We start from the raw sequence: 18,794 nt of genomic DNA, 5'->3' as shown, positions 1-18,794 counted from the left end.
TCACAGATGGCTCCCCTTCTCAATCTGAGAATCTAGCTACATCAATACTCTCAGGACTTTTCTGCACCACTAAGGGCCATCTTGAGTGTGCTGTCCCAGGGATCCACAGTATTCCCAAAGCCAGCGGCAGACAAAAAATCGCTGGATATCTTCATTTCGCATAAACGCGATGTCCTTCACTACGCTTAAGAAAGGTTCAGTTGCTCTGAACACTAAGAAATATTCCTGTTATACCCTGCGGCTACGCTAATTCTACACATCTAGGTCTCGTCAACTTTCCCTGACCTGTAGGCTTTCAAGTTTGGTGATGAGTGCGTTGCGATGTTTTGATCTACAGTTTGGTGAATCTAAGTCACAGCGCTTCAAAGATCAATCATGCCGATATACCACGGTGGGCAAGCCCTATCGCGTTTAGCGGCGCGGTAATAGGCAAATTTGTCGGTCATTGAGCCCAGATCATGGTGTTGATTCGCTTAAGTGTGAACCATTCCAGGCGTCTCGAATTGCGCCAAGGCTCTCGAGCAACCCTACGGCACAGATCTGACTATGGGCGAAAACCTGAGGCGGCGATCGCTCATAAAGGCTTGCCTGATCCTCAAATATGCGTTTCGCTTTTATTTTAACAAGTAAGAGGCGGCAATCTTCGATTTTGAATTTCCGTTTGCTTTCCTTTAAATAGGGTCTTTATTATCGATTTAACGACTAAAAATTCATGTATGACAAAAGCATTCAATTAGGTTTTTGATGTCTCCTCTAGTCCGTAGTATGGGAGTGAAGTCTTAGATATAGAAGGGCGAGAAGTCACCGATGCAGCAATCAAGACAGCTCTATAAAGGCTCAATTAATACTAGGAGATTCTTCGGCGAGACTGTTCTGGATGTTGTTGTCTTTTCAAATATTTCACCTATATTTAGGTGAGCAAGAATTATCGGTATTTGCGGGCAGATGTGCAAAGTGGATTTACCAATAGTTTAGGGTGAGCACATAGATGAATGGGTGCCCCTAAACAAACGTAGCCTTGCACCTTTAGTGGCCGGGCAATGTCGTTGTCAGGAAGCAGCACCCAATGGCATAAGTTTCGTGGCCGCTCTGCTTACCCGGCGGGATGCCGCTCTGTGTTGATATTCCCGGCTTTCTGATGCTCGGGGCAAAGGGTTGAGGATAAGGGATTGATCCCCTTAAGCTGCTAAACCCAAAAAGGGAAGACAACAGAATCGTTGCCTTCCCATGGCGAGAGAAATACGGAAACCGTTCTCAGCGGTGACTAAATACGTGCTGTCGCTGCCGTCGCCATTTCATCTTTTTGGGGATGAATGGTTTTGCCGTCCTGAATGCTGGTGTAAAGGCGATTGAGCGCATTCAAGTAGGCTTGGGTCGAGGCCACAACGATGTCGGTGTTCGCGGAATGCCCCGAAAAGACGCGCTCTTCATGACGAATGCGAATGGTCACCTCACCGATCGCATCAATGCCCGCAGTCACCGACTGTACCGAGAACTCAATGAGCTCATTGGGAATATTGACGACGCGATTGACGGCGCGATAGACCGCATCCACCGGGCCAGTCCCCGTGGCCGCATCCGTCAGTTCCTGACCTTCAGGAGTGCGCAGGGTCACGGTGGCGGTGGGGCAAGCATGGTTGCCACAGGAAACCTGTACCAGTTCGATATGGAAATGTTCAGGAGCCTGCTGGGTTTCGTCATTCACTAGCGCCACAATGTCCCAGTCCGTGACGACCTTTTTCTTGTCGGCCAAATCCTTAAAGCGGAGAAAGGCGCGATTGAGTTCCTGATCGCTAAGTTCGTGGCCCAACTCTTTCAACCGAGTGCGGAAGGCATTGCGGCCCGAGTGCTTGCCCAGGACGATTTGGTTTTTATTGAGACCGATGGACTCCGCATCCATGATTTCGTAGGTGAGCTTATTCTTCAGCACTCCGTCTTGGTGGATGCCGGACTCGTGGGCAAAGGCATTGGCCCCGACGATCGCCTTATTCGGCTGCACAAACATGCCCGTTAGGTTGGAGACGAGGCGAGAGGTGGGATAAATCTCCGTAGTGTTGATGTTGGTGAGCGGCGCTTCCGACTCGGCGGGACGGCCAAGGAAGGGATTGTAGAAGCTGCGACGCACGTGCATGGCCATCACCAATTCTTCCAGCGCGGCGTTGCCGGCCCGCTCGCCAATGCCGTTGATGGTGCATTCGAGCTGTCGAGCGCCATTTTTCACCGCTTCGAGGAAGTTGGCGACAGCCAGACCCAAATCGTTGTGACCGTGGACGGAAATGATCGCTTGGTCAACGTTGGGCACATGTTCACGAATGCCCCGGATCAAACCGCCAAATTCAGACGGGGTCAGGTAGCCCACGGTGTCGGGAATGTTGATGGTGGTGGCCCCCGCCGCGATCGCGGTTTCCAACACCCGATACATAAACTCGGGGTCAGAACGCCCCGCATCTTCCGGCGAGAACTCGATATCGTCAGTGAACGTCTTGGCGTAGGCCACCATTTCTGCCGTAATGGCGAGCACTTCTTCGCGGGTTTTACGCAGCTTGTACTGCATGTGAATGTCGGATGTGGCGATGAAGGTGTGAATACGACCTTTGGCTGCCGGAGCGATCGCCCGTCCCGCCGTCTCGATATCGCCCTTGGTCGCCCGCGCTAAACCACAGATCGTCGGGCCGTCTTCAGTACCGACCTGAGCGGCAATTTTGTTCACCGCTTCAAAGTCACCCGGACTCGCAAACGGAAAACCGGCTTCGATGATGTCCACCCCCAGTCGTGCCAGCTGCCGCGCGATCGTAAGCTTTTCATCCACGTTCAGCGTCGCGCCGGGAGACTGCTCGCCGTCGCGCAGGGTGGTGTCAAAGATCAAGATGCGGTCAGGCTGGGGTTGGTTACTCATCGGTATTCACAAGCAATAAACGACAAAATTTGTAGCAACACGCACTATTCTAATCTCCTGCTTCAGAAGTATGGGCGATCGCTAAACCCTTATTTTAGAGATTTGCTGACTTTGGTGGAGAAATGACGAACCGGCACATTCACTACACGAGTCATCAACTTATCGTGATGTCGTGATCGTTGATACAGGCTACATTCGCCAGTCCCATGCACATCGGACACGCCAGAGTGCGCCCTCCATTCAGTCCGAAAAGCTTGGAGGCCCCGCAATCATTTCATCAGCTAGGGCGCGTCATCAATGGGGCTAGACCCGTCACCGCGCGTAAAGAAATCGATCGCGGGTCAAAGTCATAGGTATGATCAGACCAGCAATTCCCGAATTCCCGATTGGATCGCATGAGCATTCGCTGGCGTAGCGCATTTCGATATCCCCAGACCACCTTCTTGTTAGTCGGGGCCATTCTGGGATATTTGGCACTCATCGTTTTTGCGGGCTTCCAGCTCATCAGTCTGGGGGTCGGGGCCATCATTGTCGTCGGTATGTTGGGGGCCTGGTTTAGCCAATTTCGAGGCGATCGCCTCAACACCACGGGCAACCTGCTCAACCGCACCGTCATGTTGGAACATCTGGATGCGATCGCGGCCAAATTTCCCACCCTTGCGCCCCAAGGTCCCTGGACTGATGCCTATCAGTGGGCCAGCGAAGGGCAAGCAGCCGCAGCGGAAATTGCCGACCGGGACTCGACCCTGATTCCCGACTTGTTGGAAGCGCTGTACACCGTGGAAGGACTCGCCGCTAATATCGCTGGCAGCAGCGTGGCGCTGGAGCAAGTGCAAACTGAGCAATACCGCACCCTGACGCAACAGCAATTAGAGACGAGCTGCGATCGCCTGCAAGAAACTCACCATCAGCTCCAGTCCCTACGGGATCAGATTGTGCTGGCCCAACTCTCTGCCGACGCGAAGGCAAATGTGGCCCTCCCTGACCGCCTGCAATTGATTATTGAAGCCAATAAAACGACCCTGCAAACCGCTACTGACGACCCCACGTAACCCGTATGCTGATTTCTCGATTGTTTGCCACACTCAAGCGCTCATTTGTGTTGAGCTTGCTCACCGGACTGTGCCTGACGCTCTTGTGGGGCTGTTTTGGCGGTGGGGGCATTCCCTCCGTGAGTTCCGAGGCCGAGGCCGAAACGGCCTTGCTGGAAACGGTGCTGCCCCGCATCGACCGAACCGAAGAGTTTGTGCCGGATGCCGTGGCTAGTCGCTACAGCACCGATACGATTAGCGACCCCCTGCCCGCGATCGCTGATTTCCCCCTTTACGCGGCGCAACCGCCCAACGATGAGCAGACCGTATATCTGGAAATTTTCAGCTCTTCCGAAAAGGCGAACGTTGACAAACAAAACGAACGCTGGCTGGTGGAAGTGGCCGAAGCCTTTAACCAGCAGGGGGTAACGACCAGCGGGGGGCAACCCATTCAGGTGGGCATTCGCCAGATTCCGTCTGGGACGGCGGCGCGGTTGTTAGCGGCAGGTACCGTGCAGCCAGCGGGATATTCCCCCTCTAACGACCTGTGGGTGCAGATGATCAACAGTGAGGGCGTCAACACCCCGGCGGTGCAACCTCGACTGGTGCCCAATACCGCTGGCCTGGTGCTGCAAGGCGAGGCTTACGCGGCCCTCGGCGGGGGTGAGGTCACCTTTGCCCAAGTGCTCGACGCGATGATTTCGGGGCAGTTGACGGCGGGCTATCCCAATCCCTACACCAGTTCGACTGCCCTAAACCTGTTGTATAGCTTGTTTTGGCGATCGGCGGGTCTGCCTGAGGGCGGGGCCTTAACCGTCGCCAACTTGGAATCTCCAGAGGTCAATTCCGTCTTCAGTGCCTTCCAAGAGCAGGTCTTGATTACGACCACCACGACCCTGGACTTACAAGAAATCTTTATCCGCGATCCCGACAAGTTACAGGCCTTTCCGCTGGAATATCAGAACTACCAGAGCTTGGTACAGCTGCCCGGCTTTGAGAATGTGCAGTTCGTGCCCTTTGGCATTCCCCACAACAATCCCCTGGTCGGCTTTGATTGGAACTCTGCCGCCCAGGCCGAGGCCCTGCAAAGCTTTGGCGAGTTTGCACTGTCGAGCGAGATGCAGGCGCTAGCGGCGCAACAGGGCTTTGAGCCGACGCCGTATTTAGAAAGTGGACAAGCCCCGCCGATTCCTTCTGGTGAGGTACTAACCGCTGCCCAAACTTACTGGAAAGCGCTAAAAGATGGGGGCCGCACCGTCTACCTGATGACCGTGGTGGATACGAGCGGTTCGATGGAAGGGGAACCCCTCAGCGCCGTGCAGGAAGGCTTGCAGGTGGCGAGTTCGGTGATCAACGCGGGCAACCAAGTGGGTTTGATTACCTTTGGCGATCGCGCCGTTTACCGCCTGCCCCTCGCACCGTTTGATCAACTCCAGCATCAGCGCCTGCTCGCCGCTGTCGATAATTTGCGCGCGGATGGCAGCACGGCGATGTACGACGCCATGTTAATGGGTATGGGCGAACTGATGAAACAGCGGCAGGCTGACCCGGAGGGGCGGTTCTATCTACTTTTGTTGACCGATGGCGAAGCGAATCGCGGCTATAGCTTCAACGATGTCGAAGAGCTGATTAGTTTCAGCGGCATTCGGGTGTATCCCATTGCGTATGGGGATGTGAATGAGGGTGAGTTAGCGGCGATCGCCGCCCTCCGCGAATCCACCGTCAAAACCGGCACCACCGACAACGTCCAAGACTTGCTCAAGGATCTCTTCCAAACCAATCTGTAGCCTAGTTCAACTGTATGGATGACTTTCTTTACCACTACGAAGCGCGGTTAGCCTCGGTGTATGACGGCGACACCATCCGCGTCGATCTCTCACTCGGTTTCAATATCTGGCAGCTCAACAAACCCATCCGCCTCTACGGCATCGACACCCCAGAACTGCGGGGCGTTGAACGAGAGCAGGGCTTAATCGTGCGGGATATCGTCGAGCAGCGCCTGCGTCAGGCTGACCGCCTCATCATCGAGACTCACAAAGACACCACGGGCAAATATGGCCGCCTCTTGGGGACGGTGCATTATCGCGTTGACGACCAGTGGCGCAACCTCAATCAAGAACTCCTGACCGAAGGATTGGCCGCGCCTTATCTAGAATAAGGACTCACTAAAAACGCATCCATAACTCTGCTTGGAGGCATGGATGCGGATCATCAAACTGACCGCGAACCGTTAAGGGGACGGTTCCCTGATGGCAAAGCGATGAGTCCTGGGCTTACCATCAAGGAACCGTCCCCTAGCGAGTCTCTTGTCAGGGCAACAGGGCTCAAGCGGTGGGCAGCACCTCTTTTTTGATGATGCCGTGAACGCCCCAGTTGCCATCGACCACCTGAGTGATGCCAAAGTCGGCTGCTACGGACATCAGCGACACCGCTTCATCTTCCGTCAAGCCCTGAGTGGTCATCAGAAAATGACGCATCTTGCGAAAGGCATCGCGCATGGCTTTATCAATGGAAGAGTTGGCATAGATGTCTTGCTGGGCGGTCTCACCTAAGTCAGCCAAGTAATTGGGATAGCTGAAACCGTGGACGATATATTCATCCTCGGTCTCTAACAGGGGATAGTAGAGGTCTTCGAGGACGGTATCGGGCAACTCGTCTTGCTTGTGAACGGTGACGCGAAAAGTCCCCGTCAGGGAAGTTTCGATCGCCGTCCCCGCCAACTCCGAATCGCCCTGCGCGGCATGGGGATCGCCCATTGAGAGTAAGGCCCCCTCAACCGCGATGGGATAGTACATCGTGGCCCCTTGGCCGATGCGCCAGTTGTCGATATTGCCGCCAAAGTAGCTGGGCGGCACCGAGTCCACGATGTCAGCCTCGGCGGGAGCGAGGCCAATTACGCCGAAGTGGGGGCGAATGGGCACGGTCACGCCTTCGAGCACTTCGTAGTTTTCTTCCACGGTGTCGTGATCGACAGGCACACCAGGATAATCCATGATTTCGTGGACGACACCGTAGGGGTCGGTTTGCGGCGTCCACTGAAAGTTGTAGAGGGCGGTGGCGTAGTCTTCTTCGCCCGTGGAGTCGAGTTCGTAAATGGTGATGACTTCCCGCGCCTCTTCCAGCATGTCGTTGTAGTGGAAGCCCCACCAGGCGGCGGCGTTGCTACCAAAGGTGCGGCCTGCATAATCGGGATTGGCGCTGGGACGCGGTGCCACATCGAGAATTTCGACTTCCAGGACATCCCCCGGTTCGGCCCCATTGACATAAATCGGGCCAGTCAAGATATGGACACCTGCCCCTTCGCCCGCGCCGACGGTGTAGACCTCGGGGTCGATCGATCCGGCACCGCGACGGTCAACCCCTTTGCCATCTTCCGTCCACGCATAAACGCTTTCTGCACCTGGATCACCCGTCACCATCAGCGAGGCGTCATCGTTGGCGTGGTGGGTCAGGGTCTCGACGGTGACCGTCTCACCTGAGTCAATCACTAACTCCGGTGCTAAATCTTGACTGAAATAACCCCAGTGCACGGTATCGGCAGTCGCCGCTAGATAATGATCGGCAGTGGTTTGCGCGATCGCCCGCTGCCCCAATCCGGCCCCGTTACTAAAGCTGGCGATCGCCAGCAGCAGCGCCGTCGCCCCCAAACTCATCAGGGCAAAGCGCCCCTTTCGACTCATTCCCCACACCATATTGATTGCTCCTGACTCAGCCGAGTAAATGTGCTTCTAATCACACAAGAGACTGTAGGAGGGGTTGACTCACTGCGTTGTATTTATCAAAACAAACTGCTGAGAAAATACTGGCCCGCGGCTTAGCCATTAGCGTGCCTAGATTCGGCGCAGTTCAGAGTTTAGGCAGATTTTCGGGCGTGGGCAGGTCAGGTGGCTCGGGCAACGCCTCCGCTTCTGCCATTAAGCGGGGATAGACCAGCAAAAAGAAGCCCATCCAGGCCAAAATCGGTACGGCGACAATGCCCGTCACCCAATAGCGATGAAACAGCAGCCAACTGCCGCCGATGATGCTGACACCCGTCAACAAAATTGACCAGGGCTGGCACCACCAGGGTTTGTAATCCCACACGGACGGTTTTGCTGATTCAGGCATAAGAGTTGCGATCGCACTGCACCGTCATTGTAGTCACCTCATCACCCTGGGCAGACGATATTAAACTTGAATCAATCATCCGCTCAAAAATGTGACGAATACAGTCACCGCGAACTCGTCGTTCTAGTTTTTTGAAAACAGTCTTCCACTGACCTATGCCTAAAGATCCGCCCGCCATCTTAAAATCCGTGTCGGTGAACTTGCCCTTTGGCATGGGGGGAGCCACCTGGGAAGCCGACCCCACAGAGCAAAATGCCGCCTGGGAACTCTACATCGAGTTGGTCACCCGCATCGCCGTGCAGTCTTTGGATAGTGAACAGGGCACCGTGCGCGAAGCCTTGAGTTCGCTTTACACGTTGTTTGGCACCACCCGCGACATCTTACGCCAGGCTGGCCCGCAGGTCGGAGCCTCGCGGGAATCGGTGGGGGGCATTGCGATCGCGGTGCTCAACCAGGGGTTGCGTCCGTTTATGTCGGCATGGCACCCCCGCCTGCAAGCCTGGGAAGCGCAAAATACCGGGGGACTGAGTCCGCAGGAACACGAAAAAGCCTGGGCTGAGGAACCCGCCATCCGAGCAGAGCTAGAAAAGCTGCGGCAAGAACTCGCCACCTACGCCCATGCCCTGGCGGTCATCTCCGGCGTGCAAGAGTAAACATCCCGCACAACACCGGAGTTAGGCATGGCAACGGTGATCATAAAATTGCTGAGAGACTTCATCTTTGGTCGGTGGGTTAGTTAACCCCAGGGCTTTGTCACTATGCAACGGTTTGTTGATTATCAAGGTCGCCAGATTCGGCTAACTGATGAACGGTTGACGCATATTCTCCAGCATCCCGAAATGGTTAACATGGAAGCAGCGATTCCAGCCGTGCTGCTGCATCCAGCAGTGGTGAGGCAATCTCGTACTGACCAGACGGTCTCCCTTTACTATCTTTATCAACGCGCGACTTTGGTGGGCGACAAGTGGCTCTGTGTCGTGGTGAAATATCTGGAAGCAGATGCCTTTGTCATCACCGCTTACCTCACTGACAAACTCAAACCGGGAGCACAAATATGGCCCAATCCGTAAAAATTTGGTTTGATGCAGAAGCGGACTTCTTGGAAGTCCTGTTTTCTGATGCCGCCGGATTTATGCGCGAGACGGATAATGACGCCATCATGGAGCGCGTCGATCCGCAGGGCAACATCCTCGGCTTTTCGGTTCTAAACGTGAGCCAATTGGCCAAAGACAAACCGCTTTATGCCCAACTCATGGCTGAAAACATCGCATGAGACTGCAAGCGGTACCAGGTAGCTTGACGACAGCATGAGTTTTATTTTTATTAGCTACAGTCGGCAAGACCAGGCCTACGTCAGCACCTTGGTGCAGGCGCTACAGTCGCATCGCTTGCCCGTGTGGATTGATGACAGTATCGACTACGGCACCACCTGGCCGAGGGTGATTCAAGATCATCTGGAGCAGTGCTCGGTGTTTTTGGTGGTGATGTCGCCGCGATCGGAAGACTCTCACTGGGTGCAGTGTGAGCTGAGCCTGGCCTTAGAGTTGAAAAAGCCGATTTTTCCCTTATTGCTAGAAGGGCGACGCTGGCTATCGGTGGCGGCCATTCAGTCGGTGGATGTGATCGGCGGCCAACTGCCACCCGCTCGCTTTTTTGACACGGTGCGCGGCTATTTTTCGACGCCGCCGACAGTGGCTGAGTCGCTGCCGGTGCAAACGGTAGTCGAGGAAAAAATCTCGCCTGTGCCCAGACCATCAGTTAAAATGTCGGCCAAAACGACTGAAATTGAGTTGAAGTCGGACAAGGGGGTTGATTATCGAGAACTGCAACGGCTGCTAAAAGCGAAAAAATGGCGAGAGGCTGACCTCGAAACTTGGCATCGAATGCTAGAAGCAGTCGGACGACCCGAAAACGATTGGATTCGACTTGAAGAGTTGCAGACCTTTCCCTGTGCTGACCTAAAAACGATTGACGCACTGTGGAAGTTGCACAGCGGCGGCAAGTTTGGCTTTAGCGTGCAAAAAGATATTTGGATCGAGTGCGGTAGCCCTACCAGCAGCGGCAAAGACTGGGATCAGTTTTGCGTTAAGGTGGGCTGGCAAGATGAAACTGCATCCCGATACTTGGACTACGACGAGCTAAAAGCCAACCCTGATTTTTCACCCGCCGGAGAATTTCCGGTGGGGGGGTGGGGGTGTAGATGGGTTGGGGGGTGGGTGGTGTATCTTCTCTCGCATCCAGACTTGTAAACTGTAGCAAATAAGCATTACAGTCCGATCCAAAAGAATTATTTCAGACCCCCTCCACACGGAAAACTGGGTGTTTCGGCGATCTGTTACCTGGCACCTGAGTCACGTCGAATCGGTAAATTGCAAGGCCGCAATTTCAGGGTGTAGGGTGCGTTGCCAAAAGCAAACGCACTCGTTCCAATTATTTGCACAGCGCTCCATACCCTTCGATAAACGGGCATTCTCAAGGGTAACGATACGACCCAGCAGCCATGCCCAATTACCGCCGACCTCACATTGCTGGCGGCACTTACTTCATTACGCAAGTCACCTACCAGCGGCATCCCTGGCTGTGTGGCGATGTGGCCCGCCATGCTTTGCGCACTGCCATTTCTCAAGTGCGGCAAACTCGTCCATTTCAGCTTGATGCGTTTGTGCTGCTGCCCGACCACTTTCATTGCTTGATGACGTTGCCAACGGACGACAGCGATATCTCTACGCGTCTGCGTCTGATCAAAACCTATGTCACCAGACACTACGGGGCGGATTTGGAGGCGACGGTTGAGCTTTCGGCATCGCGTCGAAAGCGGCGAGAGCGGGCGTTGTGGCAACGACGGTTTTGGGAGCATGTGATTCGCGATGACCGGGATTTTGCGAATCACTGTCGCTATATTCATGAGAATCCGGTGCGGCATCAATTATGTGAGATGCCGACGGATTGGCCGTTTTCGAGTGTGCATCGGTGGTTGGCGGCGGGGCGTTATCCGTAAATGGAGGGCAAATCGGTTTCATGCGGTGGATTCTCCAAATGGTGCGTTTACCTGCGGCAACGCACCCGACGGGGATTCAACTGTATGCGGTGCGTTTACCTTCGGCAACGCACCCTACGGGGATTTAACTGTATGCGGTGCGTTTACCTTCGGCAACGCACCCTACGGTGGATTCTCCAAATGGTGCGTTTACTGCGGCAACGCACCCTACGGTGATTCAACTATGCGGTGCGTTTACCTTCGGCAACGCACCCTACGGTGATTTAACCGATCGCTACAACAGGCTTAAGACATCGTGGAAAAAACGCCGGAGTTAGAGGGCACTGGCGTTATCGTTCCTGCAATGAAAAATCTTTGCGAAGGACCGAGATCGCTGCAGCACAGCCCGGATTTACATCGTGAGACATCCCGCAAGATTGTGTGATGGCATCACATAATATTTATTTATGAATCTATACAGATCTTCCAAAATAAGGCTTATCGGAACGCTGATAGTATTCTAAAGAGCATAGGGAATTGCAGGACTCCCGAAATCCAGTACTGGAGCCCGACCGAGGCAGATTACGCCGCTGGGCCGCTGGAGTGCTAATTACCCACTGCCACCTGCCTTGGAGCAAGATTTGCATCTTCAACCCATGGCAGCTTATTGAGGCGTCCCCGTTGTTTGGCAGCGAGGGATTGCGTGGTGTCTTTACGAACCTCACAGGAAGGGAGATATGTCTTACTCACAGACGACGACTCAGTCGAAAGCTGGTTACAGCGCCGGGGTTAAGGATTATAAGCTTACTTATTACACCCCCGATTACACCCCTAAAGATACGGACATCTTGGCCGCGTTCCGGATGACGCCCCAGCCAGGTGTACCCCCCGAAGAATGCGCCGCAGCGGTTGCAGCAGAATCTTCTACCGGTACTTGGACGACCGTGTGGACTGACCTGTTGACCGATATGGATCGCTACAAGGGTCGTTGCTACGATATCGAGCCCGTTCCCGGCGAAGATAATCAATATATTTGTTATGTTGCCTATCCTCTCGATCTATTTGAGGAAGGGTCGGTGACCAACTTGCTGACCTCTTTGGTCGGTAACGTGTTTGGTTTCAAGGCGTTACGTGCCCTCCGTCTAGAAGATTTGCGCATTCCCGTCGCTTATTTGAAGACTTTCCAAGGCCCGCCCCACGGTATCCAGGTAGAGCGCGATCGCTTGAACAAGTATGGTCGTCCGCTGCTCGGCTGTACCATTAAGCCCAAGTTGGGTCTGTCGGCCAAGAACTACGGTCGCGCCGTTTACGAATGTCTGCGCGGCGGTTTGGACTTCACCAAAGACGACGAGAACATCAACTCTCAGCCCTTCCAGCGCTGGCGCGATCGCTTCTTGTTTGTGGCTGATGCCATTCACAAGTCCCAAGCGGAAACTGGCGAAATCAAGGGTCACTACCTCAACGTGACTGCCGCCACCTGCGAAGAGATGCTGAAGCGGGCCGAGTACGCCAAAGAACTCGGCATGCCCATCGTCATGCACGACTTCTTGACCGGTGGTTTCACCGCGAACACGACGTTGGCGCACTGGTGTCGTGACAACGGTGTGTTACTACACATCCACCGCGCCATGCACGCCGTGATTGACCGTCAAAAGAACCACGGTATCCACTTCCGCGTGTTGGCTAAGTGCCTGCGGATGTCCGGGGGTGACCACATTCACACCGGTACCGTTGTGGGTAAGTTGGAAGGCGATCGCGCGGGCACCCTGGGCTTTGTTGACCTGCTGCGCGAAAACTACGTTGAGCAAGACAAGTCTCGCGGCGTTTACTTCACCCAAGACTGGGCCTCCATGGGTGGCGTGATGGCGGTAGCTTCCGGTGGTATCCACGTGTGGCACATGCCCGCCCTGGTGGAAATCTTCGGCGACGACTCCGTCCTCCAGTTTGGTGGGGGTACCTTGGGTCACCCCTGGGGCAACGCGCCTGGTGCAACTGCTAACCGCGTGGCTCTCGAAGCTTGTGTCCAAGCCCGTAACGAAGGCCGCAACCTGGCTCGCGAAGGTGGCGACATCATCCGCGAAGCTTGTAAGTGGTCGCCGGAACTGGCCGCCGCTTGCGAACTGTGGAAGGAAATCAAGTTCGAGTTCGACACTGTTGACACTCTCTAAACCGCGATGCGGCACTTCGGTGTCGCGGTGACGGGGCAGGGCGCGTTGGTTGCTGGAATCGATGGCAGCAAATTCACAGAAACCCGTGAGATTGCTGCATCAGCTACCGAAACCAAAGAAGTTTCGAGCTTAGATTCAGGGCTACCAACCGCCCAGTGGCGGGGTTAATGTCAACCGTTCGGAAACCTCTGATGGACCTCAAGAAGTCAGCTAAAGACGCCGCCCAGGTGCTCACTAGCTATCTCACGTTTCAGGCTGTGAAGACAGTGCTGAATCAACTGAGGGAAACTAACCCGGCCCATGCCTATTGGCTTAATTCGTTTTCTTCCAAAGAAGCATTACAAGATGGGGAAGCTTATCTGAATGCCCTCTTGCAGGAAAGGCCGGAATTTGCCATCCGGATCATGACGGTCCGGCAAACCATTGCAGAAGAAATCTGCGAGTTTTTGCCAGAGATGGTCTTGACCGGCATCCAGCAAGCCAATATGGAATACCGTCGCCAGCATTTAGAGCGCCTTACTCAGTTAGGCTCGGCGCAGCACACAGCCGACGAGGACATCGATTTGCCTCAAGAATCTGCGGCTGATTCGGAGTCTGCGGCTGAGTAGTGCGAGTTGTGGCAGTGATGCTTCAACATCAACCCATTCTGCTTTGTGAACCTGGTCGGCTCTGGCCGATTGTCAATTAGTTAATCTAACGAGAAATCATGAAAACTCTGCCTAAAGAGCGTCGTTACGAAACCCTTTCGTACCTGCCGCCGTTGACTGATGCCCAAATCGAGCGTCAGATTGCGTACATTCTCAAGATGGGCTATTTCCCGGCGGTGGAGTTTAACGAAGACTCCAACCCCGAGACCTATTACTGGACGATGTGGAAGTTGCCGATGTTCAACGCATCGAGCACCCAAGAAGTCCTGAGTGAAGTTCAGGCTTGCCGCTCTGAGTACCCCGACTGCTATGTTCGCGTGGTGGGCTTTGACAACGTGAAGCAGTGCCAAATCACCAGCTTTATCGTGCATAAGCCCGGTGCTAGCAGCAACAGCTACCGCTACTAGAGTGAGCTGGGCCGAATAGGTCTGATGAGTAAAAGGGGGCAGTCTTGCCCCTTTTTTATTGTCTTTGACTGCGCCAAGCCGCACTGACGATGACTCCAGCGATCGCTATAGTGTGGTCAGTGTCATTGCGATGATGTATGCGATCGCCCGTTCCTTCTCCCATTGCCAGCGTTCTCCAGCATCGTCCCTGGTTTCGGGTACTGTTTCAGTGGCGGGGCTCGGTGGTGCCAGCGGTTTGGCCGCGATCGCTGCTCTGCGCTGGGTTTGGCCTATTCATTACCTACCTATACCAATTGGGGGCTCCGGTTTCCTTCAGCAGTTTGGGCAACGTTGTGCCCAGTATCGTGTTAGGTCTGCTGTTGGTCTTTCGCACCAACACGGCCTATGAGCGCTTTTGGGAAGGGCGCAAACTCTGGGGCCAGCTGGTCAACACCAATCGCAATCTTGCCCGCCAGATTTGGGTGGCTGTGCAAGAAAATGAGTCCAGCGACTGCGACGCCAAAATCCACCATTTACATTTGCTCGTGGCCTTTGCGAGAGCGACCAAACAGCATCTGCGCGGCGCACCGTTGGATGACAGCTTTGCTGCTGTAGTGACCTCTGAAGAACTGGCCAAACTGCAAACCATGCAGCATCCGCCATTAGAGATTGCGTTTTGGATTGCGGATTATCTGCAGGCTTGCTTTAACCAGGGGCGGCTCAATGCCATTCAACTCTCGGCGCTGCTGGGTCAGGTCGATGCTTTAGTCAATGTCTTGGGCGGCTGTGAGCGCATTCTTAAGACCCCAATTCCGCTGGCTTACGCGATTCATCTGAAACAACTGCTGCTGCTTTATTGCCTGGCCCTACCGTTGCAAATGGTGAGTGGGTTGGGATGGTGGACAGCGATCGCGGCTGGCATCATTAGCTTTGCCGTTTTTGGCATTGAGCAAATCGGCATCGAAATCGAAAATCCCTTTGGGTACGACACCAACGACCTGCCCTTGGATGCTATTTGCGACACAATGCAGCGCAACATTGAAGATCTAATTACCCTGAAGCCCGACAACTGTCGCTGGCATGAGCCCGTCTCCCCAGTCGCGCCAGCCTCAACTCAAGGTTAAGTAAAACTTGCCGAGGCCGCAGTGAAAATTTGGGGTTGAACTTGAGCGATCGCCAGTGGGGCGCTAACACTCGATCACGTTAACGGTCGCCACATTCAGCGCGAGGCCCCCACGAGAGGTCTCCTTGTACTTTTCGTGCATGTCGCGGCCGGTGTCGCGCATGGTTTTGATCACTTTATCGAGATGAACACAGTGCTCACCGTTGCCTCTCAGCGCCATGCGGGACGCATTGATCGCTTTGATGGCCCCCATGGCATTGCGTTCAATGCAGGGCACTTGCACCAATCCCCCCACGGGGTCACAGGTGAGGCCCAGGTTGTGCTCCATACCAATTTCCGCCGCGTTCTCCACTTGGGCGGGGGTGCCGCCGAGCACTGCGGCCAGGGCTCCTGCCGCCATGGAGCAAGCAACGCCTACTTCCCCCTGACAGCCCACATCCGCTCCAGAGATGGAGGCGTTTTCTTTATACAGGATGGCGATCGCCCCAGCGGTCAACAAAAACCGGACAATGCCATCGTCACCAGCTCCGTGGCAAAAGCGATGGTAGTAATGCAGCACCGCCGGAATGATGCCCGCTGCGCCATTAGTCGGGGCTGTCACAATCCTTCCCCCAGCGGCATTTTCTTCATTCACCGCCATGGCATAGACATTTACCCAGTCCATGATGGTGAGCGGGTCCGCTAGAGAAAAGTCCGATCGCTCCTTCAGGTGACGATACAGATCGGCTGCCCGCCGCTTCACTTTCAGGCCACCGGGGAGAATGCCGTCAGTATGACAGCCCCGTGAAACACAGTCCTGCATCACCCGCCAAATGCGCAGCAGTTCCGCTCGAATGTCCGCCTCCGATCGCCACACCAGCTCGTTTCGCAGCATCAAATCGCTGATGGCAATGCCGTCTTTTTGGCAATAGTCCAGTAGTTGCGCCGCCGTGGTGAAGGGATAGGGGACGGGCGATCGGTGAAGCAGGAGGCGATCGATGCTGGCGGCGTTTTCATCCACCACGAAGCCGCCGCCGATGGAATAGTAGGTGCGCGATCGCAGCATCGCCCCCAAACTGTCGAAGGCGGTGAACACCATCCCATTGGGGTGAAACGGCAAGGGTTTCCAGTGAAAATGCAGGTCGTTTTTTTCATCAAAGGGAACGGCAGTTTGGCGCAGCAGCCAGATGGAGCCCGTTTCGCGTACCCGATGCAGGTAACCCTCCACCATGTCGGTATTGACGGATTCGGGAGATTCACCTTCCAGACCCAGGAGGACGGCGCGATCGCTCCCATGTCCCCGTCCCGTTGCCCCCAGCGATCCATGTAAGTCAATCTGAATACGTCTGACTTGCTTCAGTAGCCCATCATCAGCCAGTCCTTGAGCAAATTGCTGGGCCGCTTTCATCGGGCCGACAGTGTGAGAACTAGAGGGGCCGATGCCAATTTTAAAGATGTCGAAAACGCTGGTGGACATGGTAGGTAGGGGCGCACGGCCGTGCGCCCGTACAGGGTGGTTGGGGTTGTAGGGGCGAGGCATTTTGGTTGTAACGTTTCGGATTGGCAAATCACGATGTTCACAAAATGCCTCGCCCCTACGAGATGTTGATGGGAAATCTGGCGGGTTACGCCGGGATGGCGATGTCGGATTGGCGGGTGACGAGCCAGTCGCGCGATCGCTGCACTCCCCCAAACGTGTAGACGTGGAAATGATCGATCCGTCCGACGAGGCCATCCACCAGGTAATCCGGCGTTTGCACGGTGAGCAATTTGCCGAGGCGACCCGACTGATTTCGCAACCCTAGCAAACTGGTTTTGACGCCGCAGAGTTTGGCAAACTTCAGTAACATCGCGGGCGTCGTTGGGCCAGGAATACCGAGGTAAATGGGCAGCGTATTGAAAGCTTCGATGCGATCGAGCCAGCGGTGAATGGTTGGCACATCAAGCGACCACTGGGTCATCACGAACATCTCCGTACCCGTGTCACGGGCGTACTGGTTTTTCAGGGCAAGCAGGCGATCGCATTCTCGCTCATTCAGGACGGGCATGCCCTCCGGATGTCCGGCAACCCCCACCCGCAGCCCATCGAAGAGTCCCGTTTCCAGCAAATCCAGCGTTGAGGTGAAGGGGCCGAGGGGGCGATCGGGGCTGCCGCCGATGAGCAGCACTTGGCGAATGTCGGCTTCGGTTTTGAGCGCGGCGAGATAATTGGCGAGGTGGGGGCGATCGCCAATGCTTCGGACGGGAACGTGGGCGATCGGCTCAAAGCCCAACTGCCGCAACCGCATCGCCTGCGCCACCACATCCCGATAGTCCACCCCCGGCAGATACGTAATCGACACCTCCCGCACCGTCTTCGGCAACTCTGACACATCCACCTTCGGCGTCACTTCCATCGAAAACTGCATAGCGCTGGCTCACATCTGGGACTGCAATAAATCCGAATGCTCAATTTTGAGTTCTGAGTTCTGAGTTGAGCAGACATTCAAAATTCAAGACTATGAACTCAAAACTTCTGTCCTAAGGCTTCATGCTGAGGTAACGTCTGGGATCTGCTCTGGGCATGCGCCGCTTCAAGTTGATCGTGCTCTGATACACCAGGGTCACGCCGATCGCCGCAATCACCAGCCCAAGCGCATCAATCCACGTAATGCTGTCCCCAAACAAAAGCGAGCCCAGTATTAGGGTCGTGGGCGGGGTCAGATACATCAAACTTGCTACCCGGGCAGCGGTGCGATGTTCCAGCAGTTTCAGCATCAGTCCATAAGAGCCAATCGATAGCATGATCACCAGCCATGCTAAGGCAAAGATAAACTGCCCAGTCCACTGCACTTCCACGCCTTCAATCATTACCGCCAGGGGACATAGGAAGATCGCACTCGTGACCGATTGCACAAACAAACTGTTGAGAATTGGCAACCGGATGGCATGGTTACCGTTGAGGTGGCGCTGATAGAGCGTCGATACAGTCATGCTGGCTGCGGCCACAAAGGGCAACACATAGCCCCAAGGCGACACATCAGCGGCCCCGTCCAGTTTGGTGATGACGACCACCACCACGCCGACGAGTCCGATACAGGTGCCCCACCACTGCACGGGTGAGATCCGCTCTCCCAAAATTGGGCCAGACAAAACGCTGGTTAACATCGGCTGCAAAGCCGTAATCAGCGCCACAATCCACGGTGAAACACCCAGGGCAATTCCGCCCAGGGCGGCACTGAGCCACACGGCATGGGCCAGCACCCCAATGATGGCCGCGCGCGCGATCGCGGCCCGATTAACAAACTTAAAATCGCTGTGAATGCATAGCCAGGCCCCCAACAGCCCCGCCACAATGCAATATCGAATCAGCAGTAGAGTAAACGGCCCCGCATAGGGCAGTCCATACTTGGCACCAATGAAGCCAGAACTCCACAACAAGACAAACATGAGTTCGAGTCCGATAACAGGCATACCGAATACCTCATTAGATCGAATACA

General features: G+C 54.9%; 19 protein-coding genes. 13 read left to right on the top strand and 6 right to left on the bottom strand.

All coding sequences use genetic code 11. From position 1 onward, the window contains the following. Positions 1-1,264: 1,264 nt before the first annotated feature. Positions 1,265-2,896, bottom strand: a complete 1,632-nt coding sequence (locus JUK32_RS08880) for a 2-isopropylmalate synthase (protein ID WP_204138499.1) — start codon at positions 2,894-2,896, stop codon at positions 1,265-1,267. Positions 2,897-3,291: 395 nt separating this feature from the next. Here JUK32_RS08880 and JUK32_RS08875 point away from each other — a divergent pair, with 395 nt between their 5' ends. The 3 genes from JUK32_RS08875 to JUK32_RS08865 are packed head-to-tail and all read left to right on the top strand — an operon-like array spanning position 3,292 to position 6,085. Further along, positions 3,292-3,948 (top strand): hypothetical protein, encoded by a 657-nt coding sequence (locus tag JUK32_RS08875; RefSeq protein ID WP_204138498.1) that lies wholly within the window; start codon positions 3,292-3,294, stop codon positions 3,946-3,948. Between the two features lie 5 nt (positions 3,949-3,953). Continuing rightward, positions 3,954-5,714 (top strand): VWA domain-containing protein, encoded by a 1,761-nt coding sequence (locus JUK32_RS08870; RefSeq protein ID WP_204138497.1) that lies wholly within the window; start codon positions 3,954-3,956, stop codon positions 5,712-5,714. Between the two features lie 14 nt (positions 5,715-5,728). Further along, entirely contained in the window at positions 5,729-6,085 is a 357-nt protein-coding gene (locus JUK32_RS08865; RefSeq protein ID WP_204138496.1) for a thermonuclease family protein, read from the top strand. 166 nt (positions 6,086-6,251) lie between these two features. Here JUK32_RS08865 and JUK32_RS08860 read toward each other — a convergent pair whose 3' ends face one another. Then, the gene (locus tag JUK32_RS08860) at positions 6,252-7,607 is read right to left on the bottom strand and encodes an acetamidase/formamidase family protein (protein ID WP_239112469.1); all 1,356 of its coding nucleotides are present in this window, start codon (positions 7,605-7,607) and stop codon (positions 6,252-6,254) included. 166 nt (positions 7,608-7,773) lie between these two features. Then, positions 7,774-8,034 carry a DUF6737 family protein gene (locus JUK32_RS08855; protein WP_204138494.1) on the bottom strand — a complete coding sequence of 87 codons (261 nt, stop codon included), beginning with the start codon at positions 8,032-8,034 and terminating at the stop codon, positions 7,774-7,776. A gap of 155 nt (positions 8,035-8,189) precedes the next feature. Between JUK32_RS08855 and JUK32_RS08850 the strand changes: the two genes are divergently transcribed. From JUK32_RS08850 to JUK32_RS08805, 10 genes are all read left to right on the top strand, one after another. Further along, positions 8,190-8,687 (top strand): hypothetical protein, encoded by a 498-nt coding sequence (locus JUK32_RS08850; RefSeq protein ID WP_204138493.1) that lies wholly within the window; start codon positions 8,190-8,192, stop codon positions 8,685-8,687. A 105-nt stretch (positions 8,688-8,792) separates the two neighbouring features. After that, complete coding sequence (locus tag JUK32_RS08845) at positions 8,793-9,104, top strand: DUF4258 domain-containing protein (protein WP_204138492.1); 312 nt, start codon at positions 8,793-8,795, stop codon at positions 9,102-9,104. Continuing rightward, on the top strand, positions 9,089-9,307 hold the full coding sequence (locus tag JUK32_RS08840) for a DUF2283 domain-containing protein (RefSeq protein WP_204138491.1): 219 nt from the start codon (positions 9,089-9,091) through the stop codon (positions 9,305-9,307). Before JUK32_RS08845 ends, JUK32_RS08840 begins: the two co-directional genes overlap by 16 nt. 34 nt (positions 9,308-9,341) lie before the next feature. Continuing rightward, entirely contained in the window at positions 9,342-10,283 is a 942-nt protein-coding gene (locus tag JUK32_RS08835) for a GUN4 domain-containing protein (RefSeq protein WP_204138490.1), read from the top strand. 251 nt (positions 10,284-10,534) lie between these two features. After that, a complete protein-coding gene (locus JUK32_RS08830) occupies positions 10,535-11,032 on the top strand; it encodes a transposase (RefSeq protein ID WP_204138489.1) in 498 nt (165 codons plus the stop codon). 716 nt (positions 11,033-11,748) lie between these two features. Next, on the top strand, positions 11,749-13,179 hold the full coding sequence (locus JUK32_RS08825) for a form I ribulose bisphosphate carboxylase large subunit (RefSeq protein ID WP_204138488.1): 1,431 nt from the start codon (positions 11,749-11,751) through the stop codon (positions 13,177-13,179). Positions 13,180-13,185: 6 nt separating this feature from the next. Further along, a complete protein-coding gene (locus JUK32_RS08820) occupies positions 13,186-13,347 on the top strand; it encodes a hypothetical protein (RefSeq protein ID WP_204138487.1) in 162 nt (53 codons plus the stop codon). A 23-nt stretch (positions 13,348-13,370) separates the two neighbouring features. Further along, complete coding sequence (locus tag JUK32_RS08815; protein ID WP_204138486.1) at positions 13,371-13,787, top strand: chaperonin family protein RbcX; 417 nt, start codon at positions 13,371-13,373, stop codon at positions 13,785-13,787. Positions 13,788-13,885: 98 nt separating this feature from the next. Beyond that, a complete protein-coding gene (locus tag JUK32_RS08810; RefSeq protein WP_204138485.1) occupies positions 13,886-14,233 on the top strand; it encodes a ribulose bisphosphate carboxylase small subunit in 348 nt (115 codons plus the stop codon). 137 nt (positions 14,234-14,370) lie between these two features. Continuing rightward, positions 14,371-15,336, top strand: coding sequence for a bestrophin family protein (locus tag JUK32_RS08805; RefSeq protein ID WP_204138484.1), 966 nt, complete (start codon positions 14,371-14,373; stop codon positions 15,334-15,336). 63 nt (positions 15,337-15,399) lie between these two features. Here JUK32_RS08805 and JUK32_RS08800 read toward each other — a convergent pair whose 3' ends face one another. The 3 genes from JUK32_RS08800 to JUK32_RS08790 all read right to left on the bottom strand — a co-directional run bounded on the left by JUK32_RS08800 (position 15,400) and on the right by JUK32_RS08790 (position 18,767). Then, positions 15,400-16,791 carry an L-serine ammonia-lyase gene (locus JUK32_RS08800; RefSeq protein ID WP_204138483.1) on the bottom strand — a complete coding sequence of 464 codons (1,392 nt, stop codon included), beginning with the start codon at positions 16,789-16,791 and terminating at the stop codon, positions 15,400-15,402. Positions 16,792-16,939: 148 nt separating this feature from the next. Beyond that, positions 16,940-17,722: a hypothetical protein gene (locus JUK32_RS08795; protein WP_204138482.1), complete on the bottom strand. Its 783-nt coding sequence runs from the start codon at positions 17,720-17,722 to the stop codon at positions 16,940-16,942. A gap of 112 nt (positions 17,723-17,834) precedes the next feature. Next, positions 17,835-18,767, bottom strand: coding sequence for a DMT family transporter (locus JUK32_RS08790; RefSeq protein WP_204138481.1), 933 nt, complete (start codon positions 18,765-18,767; stop codon positions 17,835-17,837). Positions 18,768-18,794 lie beyond the last annotated feature (27 nt).

The organism is Halomicronema sp. CCY15110 (assembly GCF_016888165.1).
GTDB lineage: Bacteria > Cyanobacteriota > Cyanobacteriia > Phormidesmidales > Phormidesmidaceae > Halomicronema.
The sequence above is the reverse complement of the archived record's forward strand: the minus strand, read 5'-3'. Positions and strand labels throughout refer to the sequence as shown.